Source organism: Pseudomonas sp. PDM16 (assembly GCF_014851865.1).
GTDB lineage: Bacteria > Pseudomonadota > Gammaproteobacteria > Pseudomonadales > Pseudomonadaceae > Aquipseudomonas.
On sequence record NZ_JACVAM010000001.1, the window covers coordinates 1,181,251 to 1,200,302 of the forward strand.

Here is a 19,052-nt window from a genome sequence, read left to right on the forward strand (position 1 = left end):
CCTCAGCAGTCCAGGGGGTTGGCTTTTTCAGGGTCGATGCCGAACTTGGCGATGGCGTCGGCCAGCACCTTGGCTTCGATCTCGCCACGGTCGACCAGCGCTTCCAGCGCGGCCAGGACCACCCAGTAACGGTCCACTTCGAAGAAGTGGCGCAGTTTCTTGCGGGTGTCGCTGCGACCGAAGCCGTCAGTACCGAGCACCTTGTATTCCTTGCTGGGCACCCACTGGCGCACCTGCTCGGCGAACAGCTTCATGTAGTCGGTAGACGCGACTACCGGGCCCTTGCGGCCTGTCAGGCATTCCTGGATGAACGCCTGCTTGGGCTTCTGCCCCGGGTGCAGACGGTTCCAGCGCTCCACGGCCAGGCCGTCGCGGCGCAGTTCGTTGAAGCTGGTGACGCTCCACACGTCCGAGCCGATGTTGAACTCGTCACGCAGGATCTTCGCCGCCTCGCGCACTTCGCGCAGGATGGTGCCCGAACCCAGCAGCTGCACGTGGTGTGCGGCTTCCTTCTTGTCCTCTTCGAGCAGGTACATGCCCTTGATGATGCCGTCCTCGGTGCCGGCCGGCAGGGCCGGTTGCTGGTAGGACTCGTTCATCACGGTGATGTAGTAGAAGACGTTCTGCTGCTGCTCGATCATCTCCTTGATGCCGTGACGGATGATCACCGCCAGCTCGTAGCCGTAGGTCGGATCGTAGGTGCGGCAGTTGGGGATGGTCGCGGCCATGATGTGGCTGTGGCCGTCCTCGTGCTGCAGGCCTTCGCCGTTCAGCGTGGTACGGCCGGCGGTGCCGCCGATCAGGAAGCCACGGGCACGGCTGTCGCCAGCGGCCCAGGCCAGGTCGCCGATACGCTGGAAGCCGAACATCGAGTAGAAGATGTAGAACGGCAGCATCGGCTGGTTGTGCGTGGAGTACGAGGTGGCGGCGGCGATCCAGCTGGACATGGCGCCGGCCTCGTTGATGCCTTCCTCGAGGATCTGGCCCTTCTTGTCCTCGCGGTAGAACATCACCTGGTCCTTATCCACCGGCTCGTAGAGCTGGCCGACCGAGGAGTAGATGCCGAGCTGGCGGAACATGCCTTCCATGCCGAAGGTACGCGCCTCGTCCGGCACGATGGGCACGATGCGCGCGCCCAGGTCCTTGTCCTTGACCAGCTGCGAAAGGATGCGCACGAAGGCCATGGTGGTGGAGATGTCGCGGTCGCCGGTGCCGTCGAGGATGGCCTTGAGGGTCTCCAGCGGCGGAGTCGGGATGCTGAAGCTCTGCGCGCGGCGTTGCGGCACGAAGCCACCGAGGGCGGCGCGACGCTCGTGCAGGTACTTGTACTCCGGGCTGCCTGGCTCGGCCTGCACGAACGGCAGGTTCTCCAGATCGTCGTCCTTGACCGGGATGTCGAAACGGTCGCGGAATTTCTTCAGGCTGTCGGTATCGACCTTCTTGGTGTTGTGCGCGGTGTTCTTCGCCTCGCCAGCACCGGTGCCGTAGCCCTTGATGGTCTTGGCCAGAACCACGGTCGGCTGACCCTTGTGGTTGACCGCCTGGTGGTAGGCCGCATACATCTTGTACGGGTCGTGACCGCCACGGTTGAGGTTCCAGATTTCCTGGTCGGAGAGGTCCTTGACCATCTCCTTCAGCTCGGGGCTGTTGAAGAAGTGCTCACGCACGTAGGCCCCGTCCTTGGCCTTGTAGTTCTGGTACTCGCCGTCGATCACTTCGTCCATGCGGCGTTGCAGCAGGCCGTCGACGTCCTTGGCCAGCAGCGGGTCCCAGAAGCGGCCCCAGACCACCTTGTTGACGTTCCACTCGGCGCCACGGAACACGCCTTCCAGTTCCTGGATGATCTTGCCGTTGCCGCGTACCGGACCGTCCAGGCGCTGCAGGTTGCAGTTGATCACGAAGATCAGGTTGTCCAGCTTCTCGCGGCCGGCCAGGGAGATGGCGCCCAGGGATTCCGGCTCGTCGCACTCGCCGTCGCCCATGAAGCACCAGACCTTCTGCTTGCCGGCGGGAATGTAGCCGCGGCTTTCCAGGTACTTCATGAAGCGCGCCTGGTAGATCGCCTGGATCGGACCCAGACCCATGGACACGGTGGGGAACTGCCAGAAGTCCGGCATCAGCCACGGGTGCGGGTAGGAGGAAAGGCCCTTGCCGTCGACTTCGCGACGGAAGTTGTTCATCTGGTCTTCGCTGATGCGCCCTTCGAGGAAAGCGCGGGCGTAGATGCCAGGGCTGGCGTGGCCCTGATAGAAGATCAGGTCGCCGCCGTGTTCTTCGGTCGGGGCCTGGAAGAAGTAGTTGAAGCCGATGTCGTATAGGGTCGCCGAGGAGGCGAAGCTGGAAATGTGGCCGCCCAGGTCCGGGTCCTGCAGGTTGGTGCGCATCACCATGGCCAGCGCGTTCCAGCGCACCAGCGAGCGGATGCGGCGTTCCATGAACAGGTCGCCGGGCATGCGTGCCTCATGGCCGACCGGAATGCTGTTGCGGTAAGGCGTGGTGATCGCGTAGGGCAGCTGGGTGCCGCTACGGGTAGCCAGTTCGCCCATGCGGGTCAGCAGATAGTGGGCGCGTTCTTCGCCTTCTTTGTCGAGGACGGAATCGAGGGCGTCCAGCCATTCCTGGGTTTCGACGGGATCGAGGTCTTGCATGGCTTGCTCCAGGGCGGAAAGGCTTCCAGAATCGGAGGCCTGGGCTCGTGCACGCTTTTTGGGCGCGCTACGTGAAGTCGTGGTCGACCAAGGTGCTCGTGGTCGCTTTTGTAGTTTTACTACATTTCGATGGCATCTGTAGAGCCCGGGACACATTCTTTAGTAGTAAAACTACAGTTTTCAGTAAGGGCAGTGGCGCCTGGGTGGATTCGGGGCTGGCTGCCCGCTCCCAAGGATAGACCATGAGTTTGCCGCCACTGGCCGCCCTGCCGACAACCCTGCAACCCCTTGCCGAGCGCGCCGCTGCGCTGTTGCCCCCTGCCTGGCCGGCTGAGCGGGCGCAGGCGCTGCAACGACTCTGCGGGCTCAGTGATTTCGTTCACGAACAGGCCGTGCGCAACCCTGAGCTGCTGCCGGCGCTGGGGGCGAGTGGCGAGCTAGAGCGGCGCTTCGCCGCAGGCGAGTTGCGTGACCAACTGCAGTGTGTGTTGGCGGATTGCGCCGATGAAGAGGAGCTTGGACGTCGGTTGCGCCGTTTTCGCAATCGCCAGCAGGTGCGCATCATCTGGCGCGACCTGACCCGCCAGGCCGACCTGGCCGAGACCTGCCATGACCTCTCCGACCTGGCCGATGCCTGCGTCGATGGCGCCTACCAGTGGCTTTACCCGCGCCACTGCGAACAGTTCGGTACGCCGATCGGTCATCGCTCGGGCGAGCCGCAGCACCTGGTCATCCTCGGCATGGGCAAGCTGGGCGCCCATGAACTCAACCTGTCCTCGGATATCGATCTGATCTTCGGCTATCCGGAGGGCGGTGAGACCGAAGGGGTGAAGCGCTCGATGGACAACCAGGAGTTCTTCATCCGCCTGGGGCAGCGCCTGATCAAAGCGCTGGACGCCATCACCGTCGAGGGCTTCGTGTTCCGGGTCGACATGCGCCTGCGGCCCTATGGCTCGGCCGGTGCGCTGGTGCTCAGCTTCAACGCGCTGGAGCAGTACTACCAGGACCAGGGGCGCGACTGGGAGCGCTACGCCATGATCAAGGCGCGCGTGGTCGGTGGCGACCAGACCGCCGGCAAGCAGCTGCTGGAAATGCTGCGACCCTTCGTCTACCGCCGTTACCTGGATTTCTCCGCCATCGAAGCGCTGCGCGCTATGAAGCAGCTGATCCAGCAGGAGGTGCGACGCAAGGGCATGAGCGACAACGTCAAGCTCGGCTCCGGCGGCATCCGTGAGGTGGAGTTCATCGCCCAGGCCTTCCAGCTGATCCATGGCGGTCGCGACCTCAGCTTGCAGCAACGGCCACTGCTCAAGGTGCTCGACATCCTGGAGGGGCAAGGCTATCTGCCGCCGCCGATCATCGCCGAGATGAAGGAGGGCTACGAATTCCTGCGTTACACCGAGCACGCCCTGCAGGCCATCGCCGACCGCCAGACGCAGATGCTGCCGGACAACGACACCGACCGCGCGCGGGTGGCCTGCATCATGGGCTTCGCCGACTGGGCCGCGTTCCATGAGCGGCTGATGTACTGGCGCGGGCGTATCGAGTGGCACTTCCGCCAGGTCATCGCCGACCCGGACGAGGAAGAGGGCGTGGAAGCCGAAACCTGTATCGGTGGCGAATGGCTGCCGTTGTGGGAGGAAGCGCTGGATGAAGAAATGGCCGGTCGCCAGTTGGCCGAAGCTGGCTTCAAGGAGCCGGCTGCCGCGCTCAAGCGGCTGATCGATCTGCGTGGTGGCACTCAAGTGCGCACCATGCAGCGTCTCGGTCGCGAGCGCCTGGACGCCTTTGTCCCGCGTCTGTTGGCCCAGGCGGTGGAACATGAAGATCCGGACCTGGTGCTGGAACGCGTATTGCCGCTGGTGGAGGCGGTGGCGCGGCGTTCGGCCTATCTCGTGCTGCTCACCGAAAATCCCGGTGCGCTGCAGCGGCTGATGACCCTGTGCGCGGCCAGTCCATGGATCGCCGAGCAGATCACCCGTTTCCCGCTGTTGCTCGATGAGCTGCTCAACGAGGGGCGGTTGTTCAAGCCGCCCCTGGCACCGGAGCTGGTCGCGGAGCTGCGCGAGCGGTTGACGCGCATCCCCGAGGACGACCTGGAGCAGCAGATGGAGGCGCTGCGCCACTTCAAATTGGCCCACGGCCTGCGCGTGGCTGCCTCGGAGATCGCCGGCACCCTGCCGCTGATGAAGGTATCGGACTACCTGACCTGGCTGGCCGAGGCGATCCTCGACCAGGTCCTGGCCCTGGCCTGGCGCCAGACCGTGGCCAAGTACGGCAATCCGCGCCGCGCCGATGGCAGCCTGTGCGATCCGGACTTCATCATCGTCGGCTACGGCAAGGTCGGCGGCCTGGAGTTCGGTCACGGCTCGGACCTCGACCTGGTGTTCATCCACGACGGCGACTCGCAGGCCGAGACCGATGGCGCCAAGTCCATCGACGGTGCGCAGTTCTTCGCCCGTCTGGGGCAGCGCATCATCCACCTGCTGACCACCCAGACTACCTCCGGCCAGCTGTATGACGTTGACATGCGTCTACGTCCTTCGGGGGCAGCGGGCCTGCTGGTCAGTTCCCTAGGCGCTTTCCAGCGCTATCAGGAGAGCGAGGCCTGGACCTGGGAGCATCAGGCCCTGGTGCGTGCTCGCGTGCTGGTTGGCTGCTCTCGGGTTGCTGCAGCCTTCGAGCAGGTGCGTGCAGACGTGCTCGGGCGCGAGCGCGACCTGCCCGGCCTGCAGGCCGAGGTCAGCGAAATGCGGGCCAAGATGCGTGACAACCTGGGTACTCCTGCGACAGCCGCCGGCACCGCCGCGAATGCCTTCGACGCTGCGTCTTCCTTCGATCTGAAGCAGGACGCCGGTGGTATCGTCGATATCGAATTTATGGTGCAATACGCGGCCCTGGCGTGGTCGCGGCAGCATCCCGAGCTGTATCGCTACACCGACAACATCCGCATTCTCGACGGCCTGCGCGACGTGGGATTGATGCCCGCCGCCGACGTCGAACTGCTGCAGGAGGCCTACAAGGCCTATCGCTCCGCCGCCCACCGGCAGGCGTTGCAGAAACAGCCGGGCAAGGTTGGCGGCGACCAGTTCGCCGCCGAACGGCGCAGCGTGATGCGCCTGTGGCGCGAGCTGGGCTTGAGCTGACCTTTCCCTGAACCGATGAAGACTGAGGAGTGGCAAAGATGTCGATGTCCGACCGTGATGGCGTGATCTGGTATGACGGCGAGCTGGTGCAGTGGCGCGACGCTACCACCCACGTACTGACCCACACCCTGCACTACGGCATGGGCGTGTTCGAGGGTGTGCGTGCCTACAACACGCCGGACGGCACCGCGATCTTCCGCCTGCAGGCGCACACCGATCGCCTGTTCGACTCGGCCCACATCTTCAACATGCAGATCCCCTTCTCCAAGGAAGAGATCAACGAAGCCCAGCGCGCCGCGGTGCGTGAGAACGGCCTGGAAAGCGCCTACCTGCGCCCGATGGTGTTCTTCGGCAGCGAAGGCATGGGCCTGCGCGCCACCGGCCTGAAAGTGCACGTGATCGTCGCCGCCTGGAACTGGGGCGCCTACATGGGCGAAGAAGCCCTGAAGACCGGCATCAAGGTGCGTACCAGCTCCTTCACCCGTCACCACGTCAACATCTCCATGACCCGCGCCAAGGCCAACGGCAACTACATCAACTCGATGCTGGCCCTGCAGGAAGCCATCTCCGGCGGCGCCGACGAGGCCCTGCTGCTGGACCCGGAAGGCTACGTGGCCGAAGGTTCGGGCGAGAACATCTTCCTGGTCAAGGACGGCGTGGTGTACACCCCGGAAGTGACTTCCTGCCTCAACGGCATCACCCGCAGCACCATTTTGACCCTGGCTGAAGAGCACGGCATCAAGGTGGTGGAGAAGCGCATCACCCGCGACGAGGTGTACATCTGCGACGAGGCCTTCTTCACCGGCACCGCCGCCGAAGTCACGCCGATCCGCGAAGTGGACGGTCGCCAGATCGGTATCGGCCGTCGTGGCCCGGTGACCGAGAAGCTGCAGAAGGCCTACTTCGACCTGGTCACCGGCAAGACCAGTGCCCACGGCGAGTGGCGCACCCTGGTCAAATAAGACCAGACTTGAAGAATCGTGACCGGGAGCCCATCTGCTGGTCATGATTGCCCCATTTTGAGTGGTCGTGGTTCGCTCGGGGCATACGAAAAAGAGATAACAGGGCAGTGACTGGGGAGGCGTGAGCCTCCCCGCTCATTTCCGGAGTCGTGATGAGAATACTGATCGTGGGCCCGAGCTGGGTCGGTGACATGGTGATGGCGCAGACCCTGTTCGTCTGCCTCAAACAACGCCACCCCGGCTGCGAGATCGATGTACTGGCGCCCGAGTGGAGCCGGCCGATCCTCGAGCGCATGCCCGAGGTGCGCGCAGCGCTGAGCTTCCCACTCGGCCATGGCGTGCTGGATGTCGCCACCCGTCGGCGCATCGGCAAGTCCCTGGCCGGCCAGTACGACCAGGCGATCCTGCTGCCCAACTCGCTCAAATCCGCCCTGGTGCCGTTCTTCGCCGGCATCCCCAAGCGCACCGGCTGGAAGGGGGAGATGCGTTACGGCCTGCTTAACGACATCCGCAAGCTGGATAAAGAGCACCTGCCGCTGATGATCGAGCGCTTCATGGCGCTGGCTTATGAGGATGGTGCCGAGCTGCCCAAGCCTTATCCGCAGCCTCGCCTGGTGATCGATGAAGCCAGCCGCACCGCTGCCCTGGCCAAGTTTGGGCTAGGCCTGGATCGGCCAGTGCTGGCCCTGTGCCCCGGTGCCGAGTTCGGTGAGGCCAAGCGCTGGCCGGTGGAGCACTACTCCAAGGTCGCCGAGATCAAGATTCGCGCTGGCTGGCAGGTGTGGCTGTTCGGTTCGAAGAGCGATCACCCCGGCTGCGAGGGCATCCGCGCGCGACTGATTCCGGGGCTGCGCGAGGAAAGTGTCAACCTGGCCGGTGAGACCAGCCTGGCCGAGGCCATCGACCTGATGTCTGCCGCCGGCGCCGTGGTCTCCAACGACTCCGGCCTGATGCACGTGGCCGCCGCGTTGAATCGCCCGCTGGTGGCGGTGTACGGCTCCACCTCGCCGCAGTTCACTCCGCCGCTGGCGGACCAGGTTGAAATAGTCCGCCTGGGTCTGGACTGCAGTCCCTGCTTCGACCGCACCTGCCGCTTCGGTCACTACAACTGCCTGCGCCAGCTCAAGCCGCGCCCGGTGATCGAGGCGCTGGACCGCCTTGCCGCCGACCCCGTCGAGGTCGCCGGATGAGGGTTCTGCTGATCAAGACCTCGTCTCTCGGTGACGTGATTCACACCCTGCCGGCGCTGACCGACGCGGCGCGCGCCATCCCCGGCATCCAGTTCGACTGGGTGGTGGAGGAGGGTTTCGCCGAGATTCCGGCCTGGCATCCGGCCGTGGCTCAGGTGATCCCGGTGGCGATCCGCCGCTGGCGCAAGCATCCGCTGCAGACCTGGAAGACCGGCGAGTGGAAGCGCTTCAAGCAGCGTCTGGGCGAGGTCGACTACGACCTGGTGCTCGACGCCCAGGGTCTGTTCAAGAGTGCGGTGCTGACCCGTTACTCCAAGTCGCCGGTGGCCGGCCTGGACCGCGACTCGGCGCGTGAGCCGATTGCCTGCCGTTTCTATGATCGCCTGTACGCGGTGCCCAAGGAGCAGCACGCCCTGGAGCGTACGCGCCAGCTGTTTGCTCAGGCCCTCGGTTATGAGGTGCCGCAGCAGATCGGCGACTACGGCCTGGACCGTGCAGTCATGGCTGATGCCGCTGCGCAGCCCTATCTGCTGTTCCTGCATGGCACCACCTGGGCCAGCAAACACTGGCCGGAGGCAGACTGGCGCGCCCTGGCCGAACGCATGGCCGGACAGGGCTGGGCCATCCGCCTGCCTTGGGGTAACGAGGCGGAGCGCGAGCGCGCCGTGCGCATCGTCGCCGGCATCGAGGGGGCTGCGGTGCTGCCCAAGCTGAATCTGGCCGGCGTGGCCAAGGTAATCGCCGGGGCCACTGCCTGCGTCGCCGTGGATACCGGCCTCGGCCACCTGGCCGCCGCACTCGATGTGCCGACCATCTCCCTCTACGGCCCGACCCTGCCCGGCAAGGTCGGTGCCTACGGTCGCGGCCAGGTGCATTTGTGCGCCAGCGGTCCGGGCGCCGGTCTGGGCGACCGTCACAAGCCGTGCTTTGACGGCCTCGATGCGCAACGCGTGGGCGATGAGCTGAACGCCTTGCTGCTGGCCCAGCAGGAGGCGGTGTGATGCAGCTGGCCTTCGTCCTCTACAAGTACTTCCCGTTCGGCGGCCTGCAGCGCGATTTCATGCGCATCGCCCTGGAATGCCAGGCGCGCGGCCACGCCATTCGCGTCTACACGCCGATCTGGGAGGGCGAAGTGCCCGCCGGTTTCGACGTGCGGGTGGCGCCGATCAAGGCGTTCTTCAATCACCATCGCAACGAGCGCTTCAGCGCCTGGTTGGCGGCGGATCTGGCGCGCGATCCGGTGGATCGCGTGATCGGCTTCAACAAGATGCCGGGCCTCGACGTCTACTACGCCGCCGATGGCTGCTACGAAGACAAGGCGCAGACCCTGCGCGCGCCGATCTACAAGCGCTGGGGTCGCTACAAGCACTTCGCCGAGTACGAGCGAGCGGTGTTCTCCCCGGAGTCGAAGACCGAGATCCTGATGATCTCCGAGGTGCAGCAGCCGCTGTTCATCAAGCATTACCAGACCCCGGATGCGCGTTTCCATCTGTTGCCGCCGGGCATCGCTGCTGACCGTCGCGCCCCGGCCAATGCCGCCGAGATTCGTGCCGAGTTCCGCCGCGAGTTCAAGCTGGCCGACGATGACCTGCTGCTGGTGCAGATCGGCTCCGGCTTCAAGACCAAGGGCCTGGATCGCAGCCTCAAGGCGCTGGCCGCACTGCCGAGCGAGCTGAAGAAACGCACCCGCCTGATCGCCATCGGCCAGGACGATCCCAAGCCCTTCCTGCTGCAGGTCAAGGCGCTGGGGCTGAGCGACCAGGTGCAGATTCTCAAGGGCCGCAGCGACATTCCGCGCTTCCTGCTCGGCGCCGATCTGCTGATCCATCCGGCTTACAACGAGAACACCGGAACTGTGCTGCTGGAGGCGGTGGTTTCCGGCCTGCCGGTGGTGGTCAGCGAGGTCTGCGGCTATGCCCATTACATTGCTGAGGCCGGCGCCGGTCGTGTGGTGCCTGCTCCTTTCGAGCAGGAGACGCTGAATCGCATGCTGGCCGAGATGCTGGCTGACGACGCGGCGCGAGCGAGGTGGGGTGCCAATGGCCTGGCCTTCGCCGCCAGTGCCGACCTGTATTCCATGCCGCAGCGCGCGGCCGACGTGATCCTGACGGGGGGCGTATGAAGCTGATCCTCGCCGAGCCGTTCAGGTCGCTATGGGCTGGGAAGGACGCCTTTGCTTCCGTCGAAGCCCTGCAGGGCCAGATCTACCGCGAGCTGGAAGGGCGTCGCACCCTGCGCACCGAGGTCGACGGGCGCGGCTACTTCGTCAAGATTCATCGCGGCATCGGCTGGGGCGAGATCGTCAAGAATCTGCTCAGCGCCAAGCTGCCGGTGCTTGGCGCCGGCCAGGAGTGGACGGCGATTCGGCGCCTGACCGAGGCCGGTGTGCCGACCATGACCGCGGTGGCCTACGGCGAGCGCGGCAGCAATCCGGCGGCGCAGCATTCCTTCATCATCACCGAGGAGCTGGCGCCGACCATCGACCTGGAACAGCTGACCCTGAACTGGACTCGGCAGCCGCCCGACCCACGGCTCAAGCGCACGTTGATCGCCGAGGTGGCGACGATGACCGGCAACATGCACCGCGCCGGGGTCAACCACCGCGACTGCTACATCTGCCACTTCCTGCTGCACACCGACAAGCCGGTGACGGCCGACGACTTCCGTCTGTCGGTGATCGATCTGCACCGGGCCCAGGTTCGCGGCGCCACGCCAACCCGCTGGCGCAACAAGGATCTGGCAGCGCTGTATTTCTCGGCACTGGACATAGGCCTGACAGGCCGCGACAAGCTGCGTTTCCTGCACCGCTATTTCCAGAAGCCTCTGCGCGACATCCTGCGCGACGAGTCCGCTCTACTGGCGTGGCTGGAGCGCAAGGCGGACAAACTCTACGAACGCAAGCAGCGCTACGGGGATGCGCTTTGACAGGGGACGTACCATTGATGCACATGGATTGGCGAAGCAAACGTGTGACGATCGTGCCCTGCACGGCCTTGGGTGATGTGACCATCTACCTGCGACTCGCCTGGCTGTTCCATGTGGCCGGCGCACACGTGCGTTTCGTCGCGCGAGCCTTGCACCCGGCCCGTGAGTATTTCGATTGGCTGCAGGTAGAGCCTGGACATGATGTGGATCTTCTGGCGCTCGCCGCTCAGAGCGATTTGCTCATCAGCTACGTCAACTGGCTTGGCGACGACGCGGCACACGTGGCCCGCGTGCTGGAAGTGGGCAATATCGCCTTCGTCACGGCCAAGAAGCTGCCATCGGCGCTGGGCATCGATGGGCGTGAAGTCCGGGTGGGCGAGCAGCTCATTCCGGGTGCCAGTCGCGCGCTTTGTCTGCGCTCCAGAGACGGCAGAAGCATGGTGCAGTGGGTGGACGAATATGGGGCCAGTGTCTATGGGCTTCGTTCCGACGAGCCTGTCGCGCTGCACTGCCCGGTAATCTGTCCGGACGCTTCGCGCAGAGTCGTCATTTTCCCGACCACACCGCAGGAGAAAAAGAACTACTCGCCTGCCGGCTTTCGTTGGCTAGCCCACCGTCTGCGGCGCCAGGGGTGGCTGGTCGAGTTCGTCGGTATGCCGCATGAGCGTGAGGTGCTCTCCGGACAGTACCCGGGCGTTCCTGTGCATGCCTTCGCTGACGTACGCGGTCTGATGGACTTCCTGGCCACCTGCTCGGTGGTCGTGAGCAACGATTCGGGCGGCGGTCATCTCGGCTCGTTGATGGGGCTGCGCAGCTTCACCATCACCCGCAAGAATGCTCGTTTCGTCTGGCGTCCTGGTTTCAACGAGCTCAACCATGTGCTGGCGCCGATGGCCAGTTTCAAATTGGCGGGGCGCTATGTCTGGCGGCCATTCATCCCGGTCTGGCGGATTCCGCGGCAACTGGGGAGGGCTCGCTGATGGCGGGCTGGACGCTTTTGCCGGAGTATTCCTCCCTGCAATCCGAGCTGGGCTCGTTGGAGTCGGTTTTCGCGCTGCAAGGTCGGCAGTTGACTTCGGACCCTCTGTCCGAGGTGATCCTGATCGAACTTGATGGCGTGCGCTATTACGTCAAGCGCTACAGCGGCGCCGGCAAGGGGTTGCGTCGCTACGTCGGCCGGCCGCGGGTCAAGGCTGAGTGGCAGAATCTGAAACACTTCGCCAGGTGGGGTATTCCCACCGCGCCCATCGTCGCCTACGGGCTGGAGCGCAAGGGAGCCGCCTTCGTGCGTGGCGCATTGATCACCCGGGAGTTGGAGGGCACCAGTGATCTGGCCGAGATGGCCAGGCAAGGTGATGAGCGCTTGAGCGATGCGAACTGGGTGGATGGCATCAGCCGCCAGTTGGCCCGGGCGACACGTGCCTTGCATGATCATCACTTTGCCCACAACGACCTGAAGTGGCGCAACCTGCTGGTCAACCAGGCGGGGGAGCTGTTTCTGATCGATTGCCCGACGGGTTCGTTCTGGTGGGGACCGCTGTTGCGTTATCGGATCGTCAAGGACCTGGCCTGTCTGGACAAGGTCGCCAGCAAGGTACTGTCGCGCTCCCAGCGCCTGCGCTTCTTCCTGCAGTACCAGGGGGGCGAGCGCCTTGGCGCCGATGACAAGCGCCGGGTTCGGCAGATACTGAGGTTCTTCGAGGGTAGGGAATGAGCGACTTCATCGCTGCGGAAGATCGGGCGTTGCTCGAGCGCCATGGATTGGCGGACTACGATGCGCTGTGGGCGCTCAAGCTGGTGGCGGTGGACGAGCCCAATACCGAGCGAGGTGGCTGGAGCAGCGTCTACCGTCTGGACCTGGGGGAAGCGGCCTATTACCTCAAGCGTCAGAGTAACCACCTCACCCGTAGCTTGCGGCATCCGCTAGGTGAGCCCACCTTCGCCCGTGAATTCCGTAATATCCGGCGTTACACCGAGCTAGCTATCCCGGCCTTGCAGGCCGCCTTCTTCGCCCAGCGCCGAGTACCGGGTGAGTGGCGCGCCATCCTGCTGACCCGTGCACTGGATGGTTGGCAGGACCTTGATCACTGGTTGTCGCGCTGGAGTCAGCTTGGTGATGCCGCGCGCAGTTCAATACTGCGGGCCTGTGGCGAACTCGCACGGCGCCTGCACGGCGCGGGACAGATGCATGGCTGCTTCTATCCCAAGCACATCTTCCTGCGTGAGGCCGAAAGTGGCTTCTCTGCCCAGTTGATTGACCTGGAAAAGACTCGCCCTTTGCTGTTCGGGGAGCGCGACCGGGTCAAGGATCTGGAACCATTGCTGCGTCGGGCGAGCGTTTGGAATGAGAGTGAGGTACGCCAGTTGCTGATTGCCTATCTGGGCGATGGTGGTGGCATCGAGCGCTGGAGCCAGCGGCTCGGCGCCCGTCGCCGATATAAGGAGGCGCGTTGATGCGTCTGGACGAGCTGCAACAGGCCGGGCGCGAGCCTGCACTTCCGCTCCAGCTGGAGTTGGGCGGCGACACGCTGGTGCTGGAGCGTCTGTTGCGGGTGCTGCCAGGGCAGCGATATGTCGGCCTGGCCCGCTGGCGAGGCCGTACGGTTCTGGCCAAGCTGCTGGTCGGAGGCAAGGCTGGGCGCCACTTCGAGCGTGAGCTGGCCGGAGCGCGTCTGCTCGCCGAGCAAGGACTGGTCACGCCGCAGTTGCTGACCGAAAGCTTCGTGGCGGGGCAGGGCGGTTGGCTGCTGTTCGAATATCTGGATGGCGCCGAGAGTCTGTGGGATGCCTGGCGCACCGTAGAGCGCGAGCCGATGCTGTCCGATGGTCAGCAACTGGTACTGGGTGAGGCCCTGGGCTCTATCGGCCAGCTGCACGCCAGGGGGCTATGGCAGGCCGACCTGCACCTGGACAACCTGCTGCGTCATGAGGGCCGCCCGTTCGTGATCGATGGCGGAGGCGTTCAGGTCGAGATGGCCGGCCAGCCACTGTCGCGCCAGCGGGTTCTGGAGAACCTCGGGGTGTTCTTCGCCCAACTGCCGGCCGAGCTGGAACCCTTCATCGAAGAGCTGCTGGTGCACTACCTGCTGGCCAATGCCGAGCATGCCTTGCCGCTGGAAGCGTTGCTGAAGGAGGTGGATAAGGTGCGGCGCTGGCGGCTGCGTGACTACCTGAAGAAGGCTGCGCGTGATTGCAGTCTGTTTGCCGCCAGGGTGGGGGCCTTCGGCCTGCGCGTGGTGCGCCGCGAGCACGAGGCGGAACTGGCGCCGCTGCTGGCGCAGATCGACGGGCACATCGAGGATGGACACATCTACAAGACCGGCGGCGCCGCCACCGTCGCCCGGGTCGGGCTGAGCGGTCGGCCACTGGTGGTCAAGCGATACAACATCAAGAACTGGCTGCACTGGCTCAAGCGTTTCTGGCGCCCGAGCCGAGCCTGGCACAGCTGGATGGAGGGTAATCGCCTGGAGCTGCTGGGTATCGCTACGCCGCGCCCGCTGGCAGTGATCGAACGGCGCTGGTGCTGGTTGCGTGGGCGAGCCTACGTGGTCACCGAGCACTGCGGCGGCGAGGATCTGATCGCACGCTTCGCCCCGTACATAGACGGGGCGCCGCCGGAGGACGAGTTGCTCGCCCTGGATCGACTGTTCGCTGCGCTGATTCGCGAGCGCATCAGTCATGGCGACTTCAAGGGCCATAACCTGTTCTGGGATGATGGCCGCTGGAGCCTGATCGATCTGGATGCCATGCGACAGCACGACGGCACGACTGGCTTTGCCCGGGCTTACGCGCGTGACCGTGCGCGCTTCCTGCGTAACTGGCCTGCGGAAACACCTCTTCATACTTTGCTTGACGCTCGGCTGCCGCGGCTCTAGAACCTGCGGTAAATCGGTCGAGCCGCCTGCTTCCCAGCGGCATACCCTCGGTCAGGCGCAGCGGCTATAATCCACCGCTTTCTCTGGCGGCCCCGTGCCCGCTTTCCACCATTTCTTCGCGGCGGCTCGCCCGCCCGTAGCTGCAAGAGGCTTTCCCGTGGCATTGACCATTCTCGGCCTGTCCGGCGCACTCAGCCATGACCCGTCCGCCGCCCTGTACATCGACGGCAAGTTGATCGCGGCGGTCGAGGAAGAGCGCTTCGTGCGCGACAAGCATGCGAAGAACCGCATGCCCTACGAGTCCGCCAAATTCTGCCTGGAACAGGCCGGGATCAAGCCGTCCGACGTCGACGTGGTGGCCATTCCCTTCGCCCCGATCAGCCTGTTCGGCAAGGCCCGCTGGCACTACGCCAAGCGCTACTGGTACGCACCGGACCGCTCGCTCGATGCGATCCTGATGGGCAACCGCCGCTACAAGCGCTACCACAAGAAGATTCAATGGTGCCTGGAGCAGCTCGGCTTCGACCTGAAGAAGGTCAAGATCGAGCCGGTCGAGCACCACCTGGCCCACGCCTCCAGCGCCTACCACTGCTCGGGCTTCAAGGAAAAAACCGCGATCCTCGGCATCGACGGCAAGGGTGAGTACGCCACCACCTTCTTCGGCTACGGCGAGAACGGCAAGATCCACAAGATCAAGGAATTCTACGACCCGGACTCGCTCGGCGGCCTGTACGGCGCGATCACCGAGTTCCTCGGCTTCGAGATGCTCGATGGCGAGTTCAAGGTCATGGGCATGGCGCCCTACGGCGACGCGGCTAAGTACGACTTCTCGCGCCTGGCCAAGTTCGAGAACGGCGAGCTGATCATCAACACCGACTACGCCAACGTCATCGGTTTCCGCCGCTACAAGGAAAACGGCAAGGGCTACTACTTCTCGCCCAAGCTGATCGAGTGGCTGGGGCCGAAGCGCCAGGGCGACATTGCCGACGACCCGTACATCCACTACGCCGCCAGCATGCAAGCGCTGTTCGAGAAGCTGGCGCTGGAGATGATGGAGTACTACCTCGGCGACATCCTCAAGGAAACCGGCAAGATCGCCTTCGCCGGCGGCTGCGCGCTGAACGTCAAGCTGAACCAGAAGATCATCGCCCGCGACGACGTGAAGGAGCTGTTCGTGCAGCCGGCCTCCGGCGACGCCGGTACCTCGGTCGGTGCCGCCGCCTACGTCTCGCACCAGCGCGGCGTGCCGGTGGAGAAAATGGAACACGTCTACCTCGGCCCTTCGTACTCTAACGAAGACGTGATCGCCGCCTGCGCCCGCCACCCGAGCAAACCGGTGTTCAAGCGCATCGACAACACTGCGCAGCGCATTGCCAAGATCATGGTCGACGCCAATCCGGTGGCCTGGTTCCAGGGCCGCATGGAGTTCGGCCCGCGTGCTCTCGGTGGTCGTTCGATCATCGGCTGCCCGAGCGTGCCGGGCGTGGCCGACCGCATCAACGAGCAGATCAAGTTCCGCGAGCGCTGGAGACCCTTCTGCCCGTCGATGCTCGACACCGTGGCGCCGCAGATGCTCAAGGTCGATCACCCGAGCCCGTTCATGACCTTCACCTTCGAGGTCAACGAAGAGTGGAAGAACCGCGTCGGCGAAGTGGTGCACGAGGACGGCACCTCGCGCGCCCAGGTGCTGGAGCGCCGCTTCAACCCGCGCTGGTATGACCTGATGCTGGAGCTGGAGAAGCTCACCGGCAACGGCGTGTCGCTGAACACTTCGCTCAACCGCCGCGGCGAGCCGATGATCTGCTCGCCGACCGACGCGCTGAACATGTTCTACGGATCCGACCTGCAGTACCTGATCATGGAAGACATCCTCGTGGTCAAGGACGGCAAGGACTGGTATGACAGCATCTGAGGTCAAAGGGGCCGGGCAGCAGTGGGTGCTGCAGTTCTGCCACGGCTATGACGGCCCCTTCCTCGATTGTGCGCGGCAGTACGCCGCGCTGTTTGCCGGTACGCCCTTCAAGGTCTGCACTGTCTACCTGACGGGTGCGCCGAGCGCCGAGGTTGAAGCCGGCTCTGCGTCCGACGAGGTGGTCTTCCTCGATTATTCCAGTCGCCAGGTGCGCGGTCTGAAGTTGGCGGCCATCCGCGACTTCAAGCGCATTGCCGCTTCCCGTGATTTCCGCCTGTGCATCGCCCACCGCTTCAAGCCGGTGTACGTCGCCCTGCTCGGTAGCGATCTGCCGGTGATCGGCGTGCATCATGCCTTTGGTGACTATCGGCGCCTGTCGCGCCGGCTGTTCGCCAACTTCTTCAAGGCGCGCCTGGCGTTGCTCGGCGTCTCCGACGCGGTGCGCGACGACATGCGCGCCTGCTTGCCGAGTTGGTCGGGCGAACGCATAGAAACTCTGTACAACCGCATCGACATCGCTGCGGTGCAGGCAGAGCAGATGTCCCGAGAGGTGGCTCGCGCGCATCTTGGGCTGCCGCAGGATGTGTGGGTGGTGGGCAATGTCGGGCGCCTGCATCCGGATAAGGACCAGGCCACCCTGATCCGTGGCTTCGCCCAGGCACTGCCCGGGCTGCCGGCCGGCAGCCTGCTGGCGATCATGGGCAGCGGCAAGCTGGAAGCTTCGCTCAAGGTGCTGGCCGCCGAGTTGGGCGTGATTGATTCGGTGCGCTTCCTCGGCCAGGTGGCTGGTGGCCGGCGCTACTTCAAGGCCTTCGATCTGTTCGTCCTGAGCTCCGATCATGAGCCCTTTGGCATGGTGCTGTTGGAGGCCATGGCCGCCGAGGTGCCGGTGATCGGCACCGACTGCGGCGGCGGGCGCGAGGTGGTGCAGGGCATCGGCGAGCTGTTTCCGCTCGGCGCTGTGAGTGGGCTGGCCGAAGCCCTTGAGCGTCAGGCACAGATCGGCGATCTGCACGCGCTGCGCCAGCGCATGCAGGAGCGCCTGCTGCAGCGCTTCTCCGACCAGGCGGTGCGCGAGCACTTCTGGTCCCTCCCCATGCGCGCCATGCTGGGCTGAACATGACGCAGAATGCAGTCGCCAACCCTTGGGCCTCCAAGGCCCGTGCTCTGGACCGCTACCGCTGGCTGCTGCTGCGTGAGCGTCACGGCCTGCTCGGCAGTGCGCTGCGCTTCACTCGCGAGGCGCTGAGTGACTGGTGGTTCGGCGTACGTGCAAAAGGGTGTCTCGCCGAGTCCGTCAAGGTCGAGCCCTGCGACTTCCTGCTGCTGCAATCGGCGCCCAAGGTCATCAAGTTTCAGCGCAAGAAGCTGCTGATCGAGGGGTTGCGTGGACGTGGCCACAATCTGGTGGAGACCGCGCTACAGGAGCCGAAGACGATCCTGCGCGAACGCCTTCTCAAGCGTCCGCCCCATCCGGTGCCGACCCGTTACTTCGGTATTGCCGCCTATGCCGAGTGGCTGGTGGAGCACCATCAGCCCCGTGTGCTGCTGAATGACCGCAACGGCAGTCTCTACGCCCCTTTCCTGCGCCTGTCGCTCAATGCGCGTCAGCGCCTGTTGGTACATCTGGCCCATGCCACCACGGTGGAGGGCTCGCGCCGGCTGGGCATGAACGACTACGACTACTACTTCCTGTTCGGCCAGAGTTCCCTGCAGGCGCTGCAGGCGCGCGAGTTGCGTTTCGGCAGCTCTATCGCGGCGCTTGTCGGTTCGCACATGATCGACCGGGAGTTCGACCTGGAGCCTGCAAGTCCCGCGTTGAAGGTGTTGCTGGTGCTCGGCGTCGGACCTGACAAAGAGAAGGAGCCGGGGTACAGGGCCACGTATGAGTTCTTATGTGCCTGGATTGCGGCTCATCCCGAGTACCGAGTTCTGATCAGGCCGCACCCGCGAAGCGGTGTGCCGTTCTGGCGGCGAGCTGCAGAGCAGTTGGATTCAGTCGAGGTGCTGGGGCCGGAGTACACCCTGGCGCAGTCGTTGGGGCGTGCTTCAGTAGTGGTCAACATCATGTCCAACGCGGTAATCGAGGCGGCACTGGCGCGTCGGGCCATCATCTATGCCAATGCGGGCAGCGATGAGGACATATTCGAGCAGGAGCGCTTCTTCGGTCCTCCGGCAGAGTCGCTGAACAGTTTCGGGAGCCGCCTGGACGCGGTGCAACAGCGCTTGCAGCGGGCACTGCAGGCCTCTCGTGACTTCGCGGAGTACCATCTCGCTCATGGTACCCAAGGGCTTGGATGCAATATCAATGCGCTCGAATCGTTGTTGTTGGGTGGTGGCTTGCCTGCCGAAATCGAGAGAGTTGCCCTGTGTTCTACTGAGTCGGAGGAGTAG

At 64.6% G+C, this 19,052-nt stretch carries 14 protein-coding genes; 13 read left to right on the top strand and 1 reads right to left on the bottom strand.

The genetic code is table 11. The annotated features are described in order from the left end of the window. Positions 1-2: 2 nt before the first annotated feature. Entirely contained in the window at positions 3-2,648 is a 2,646-nt protein-coding gene (gene aceE, locus IB234_RS05480) for a pyruvate dehydrogenase (acetyl-transferring), homodimeric type (RefSeq protein ID WP_192315077.1), read from the bottom strand. A 242-nt stretch (positions 2,649-2,890) separates the two neighbouring features. On the opposite strand from aceE, the gene glnE reads away from it, so the two are divergent. From glnE to IB234_RS23900, 13 genes are all read left to right on the top strand, one after another. Then, a complete protein-coding gene (gene glnE / locus IB234_RS05485; protein ID WP_192315101.1) occupies positions 2,891-5,794 on the top strand; it encodes a bifunctional [glutamate--ammonia ligase]-adenylyl-L-tyrosine phosphorylase/[glutamate--ammonia-ligase] adenylyltransferase in 2,904 nt (967 codons plus the stop codon). A 38-nt stretch (positions 5,795-5,832) separates the two neighbouring features. After that, on the top strand, positions 5,833-6,756 hold the full coding sequence (locus IB234_RS05490; RefSeq protein WP_192315103.1) for a branched-chain amino acid transaminase: 924 nt from the start codon (positions 5,833-5,835) through the stop codon (positions 6,754-6,756). A 152-nt stretch (positions 6,757-6,908) separates the two neighbouring features. Further along, on the top strand, positions 6,909-7,946 hold the full coding sequence (gene waaF / locus IB234_RS05495) for a lipopolysaccharide heptosyltransferase II (protein WP_192315105.1): 1,038 nt from the start codon (positions 6,909-6,911) through the stop codon (positions 7,944-7,946). Further along, positions 7,943-8,947: a lipopolysaccharide heptosyltransferase I gene (gene waaC / locus IB234_RS05500; RefSeq protein WP_192315107.1), complete on the top strand. Its 1,005-nt coding sequence runs from the start codon at positions 7,943-7,945 to the stop codon at positions 8,945-8,947. Before waaF ends, waaC begins: the two co-directional genes overlap by 4 nt. Continuing rightward, on the top strand, positions 8,947-10,068 hold the full coding sequence (locus tag IB234_RS05505) for a glycosyltransferase family 4 protein (protein ID WP_192315110.1): 1,122 nt from the start codon (positions 8,947-8,949) through the stop codon (positions 10,066-10,068). The genes waaC and IB234_RS05505 overlap by 1 nt, the downstream gene beginning before the upstream one ends. Further along, entirely contained in the window at positions 10,065-10,871 is an 807-nt protein-coding gene (rfaP, locus tag IB234_RS05510) for a lipopolysaccharide core heptose(I) kinase RfaP (RefSeq protein ID WP_192315112.1), read from the top strand. The genes IB234_RS05505 and rfaP overlap by 4 nt, the downstream gene beginning before the upstream one ends. Positions 10,872-10,915: 44 nt before the next feature. Next, positions 10,916-11,851: a glycosyltransferase family 9 protein gene (locus IB234_RS05515; protein ID WP_318651976.1), complete on the top strand. Its 936-nt coding sequence runs from the start codon at positions 10,916-10,918 to the stop codon at positions 11,849-11,851. Further along, entirely contained in the window at positions 11,851-12,585 is a 735-nt protein-coding gene (locus IB234_RS05520; RefSeq protein WP_192315117.1) for a lipopolysaccharide kinase InaA family protein, read from the top strand. The genes IB234_RS05515 and IB234_RS05520 overlap by 1 nt, the downstream gene beginning before the upstream one ends. Further along, on the top strand, positions 12,582-13,325 hold the full coding sequence (locus tag IB234_RS05525; protein WP_192315119.1) for a lipopolysaccharide kinase InaA family protein: 744 nt from the start codon (positions 12,582-12,584) through the stop codon (positions 13,323-13,325). Before IB234_RS05520 ends, IB234_RS05525 begins: the two co-directional genes overlap by 4 nt. After that, entirely contained in the window at positions 13,325-14,746 is a 1,422-nt protein-coding gene (locus IB234_RS05530; RefSeq protein WP_192315121.1) for a lipopolysaccharide kinase InaA family protein, read from the top strand. The genes IB234_RS05525 and IB234_RS05530 overlap by 1 nt, the downstream gene beginning before the upstream one ends. A gap of 157 nt (positions 14,747-14,903) precedes the next feature. Beyond that, complete coding sequence (locus IB234_RS05535; protein WP_192315123.1) at positions 14,904-16,658, top strand: carbamoyltransferase; 1,755 nt, start codon at positions 14,904-14,906, stop codon at positions 16,656-16,658. Continuing rightward, positions 16,645-17,775 (top strand): glycosyltransferase, encoded by a 1,131-nt coding sequence (locus IB234_RS05540; RefSeq protein ID WP_192315125.1) that lies wholly within the window; start codon positions 16,645-16,647, stop codon positions 17,773-17,775. Before IB234_RS05535 ends, IB234_RS05540 begins: the two co-directional genes overlap by 14 nt. Before the next feature lie 2 nt (positions 17,776-17,777). Then, positions 17,778-19,052 (top strand): capsule biosynthesis protein, encoded by a 1,275-nt coding sequence (locus IB234_RS23900; protein WP_225580245.1) that lies wholly within the window; start codon positions 17,778-17,780, stop codon positions 19,050-19,052.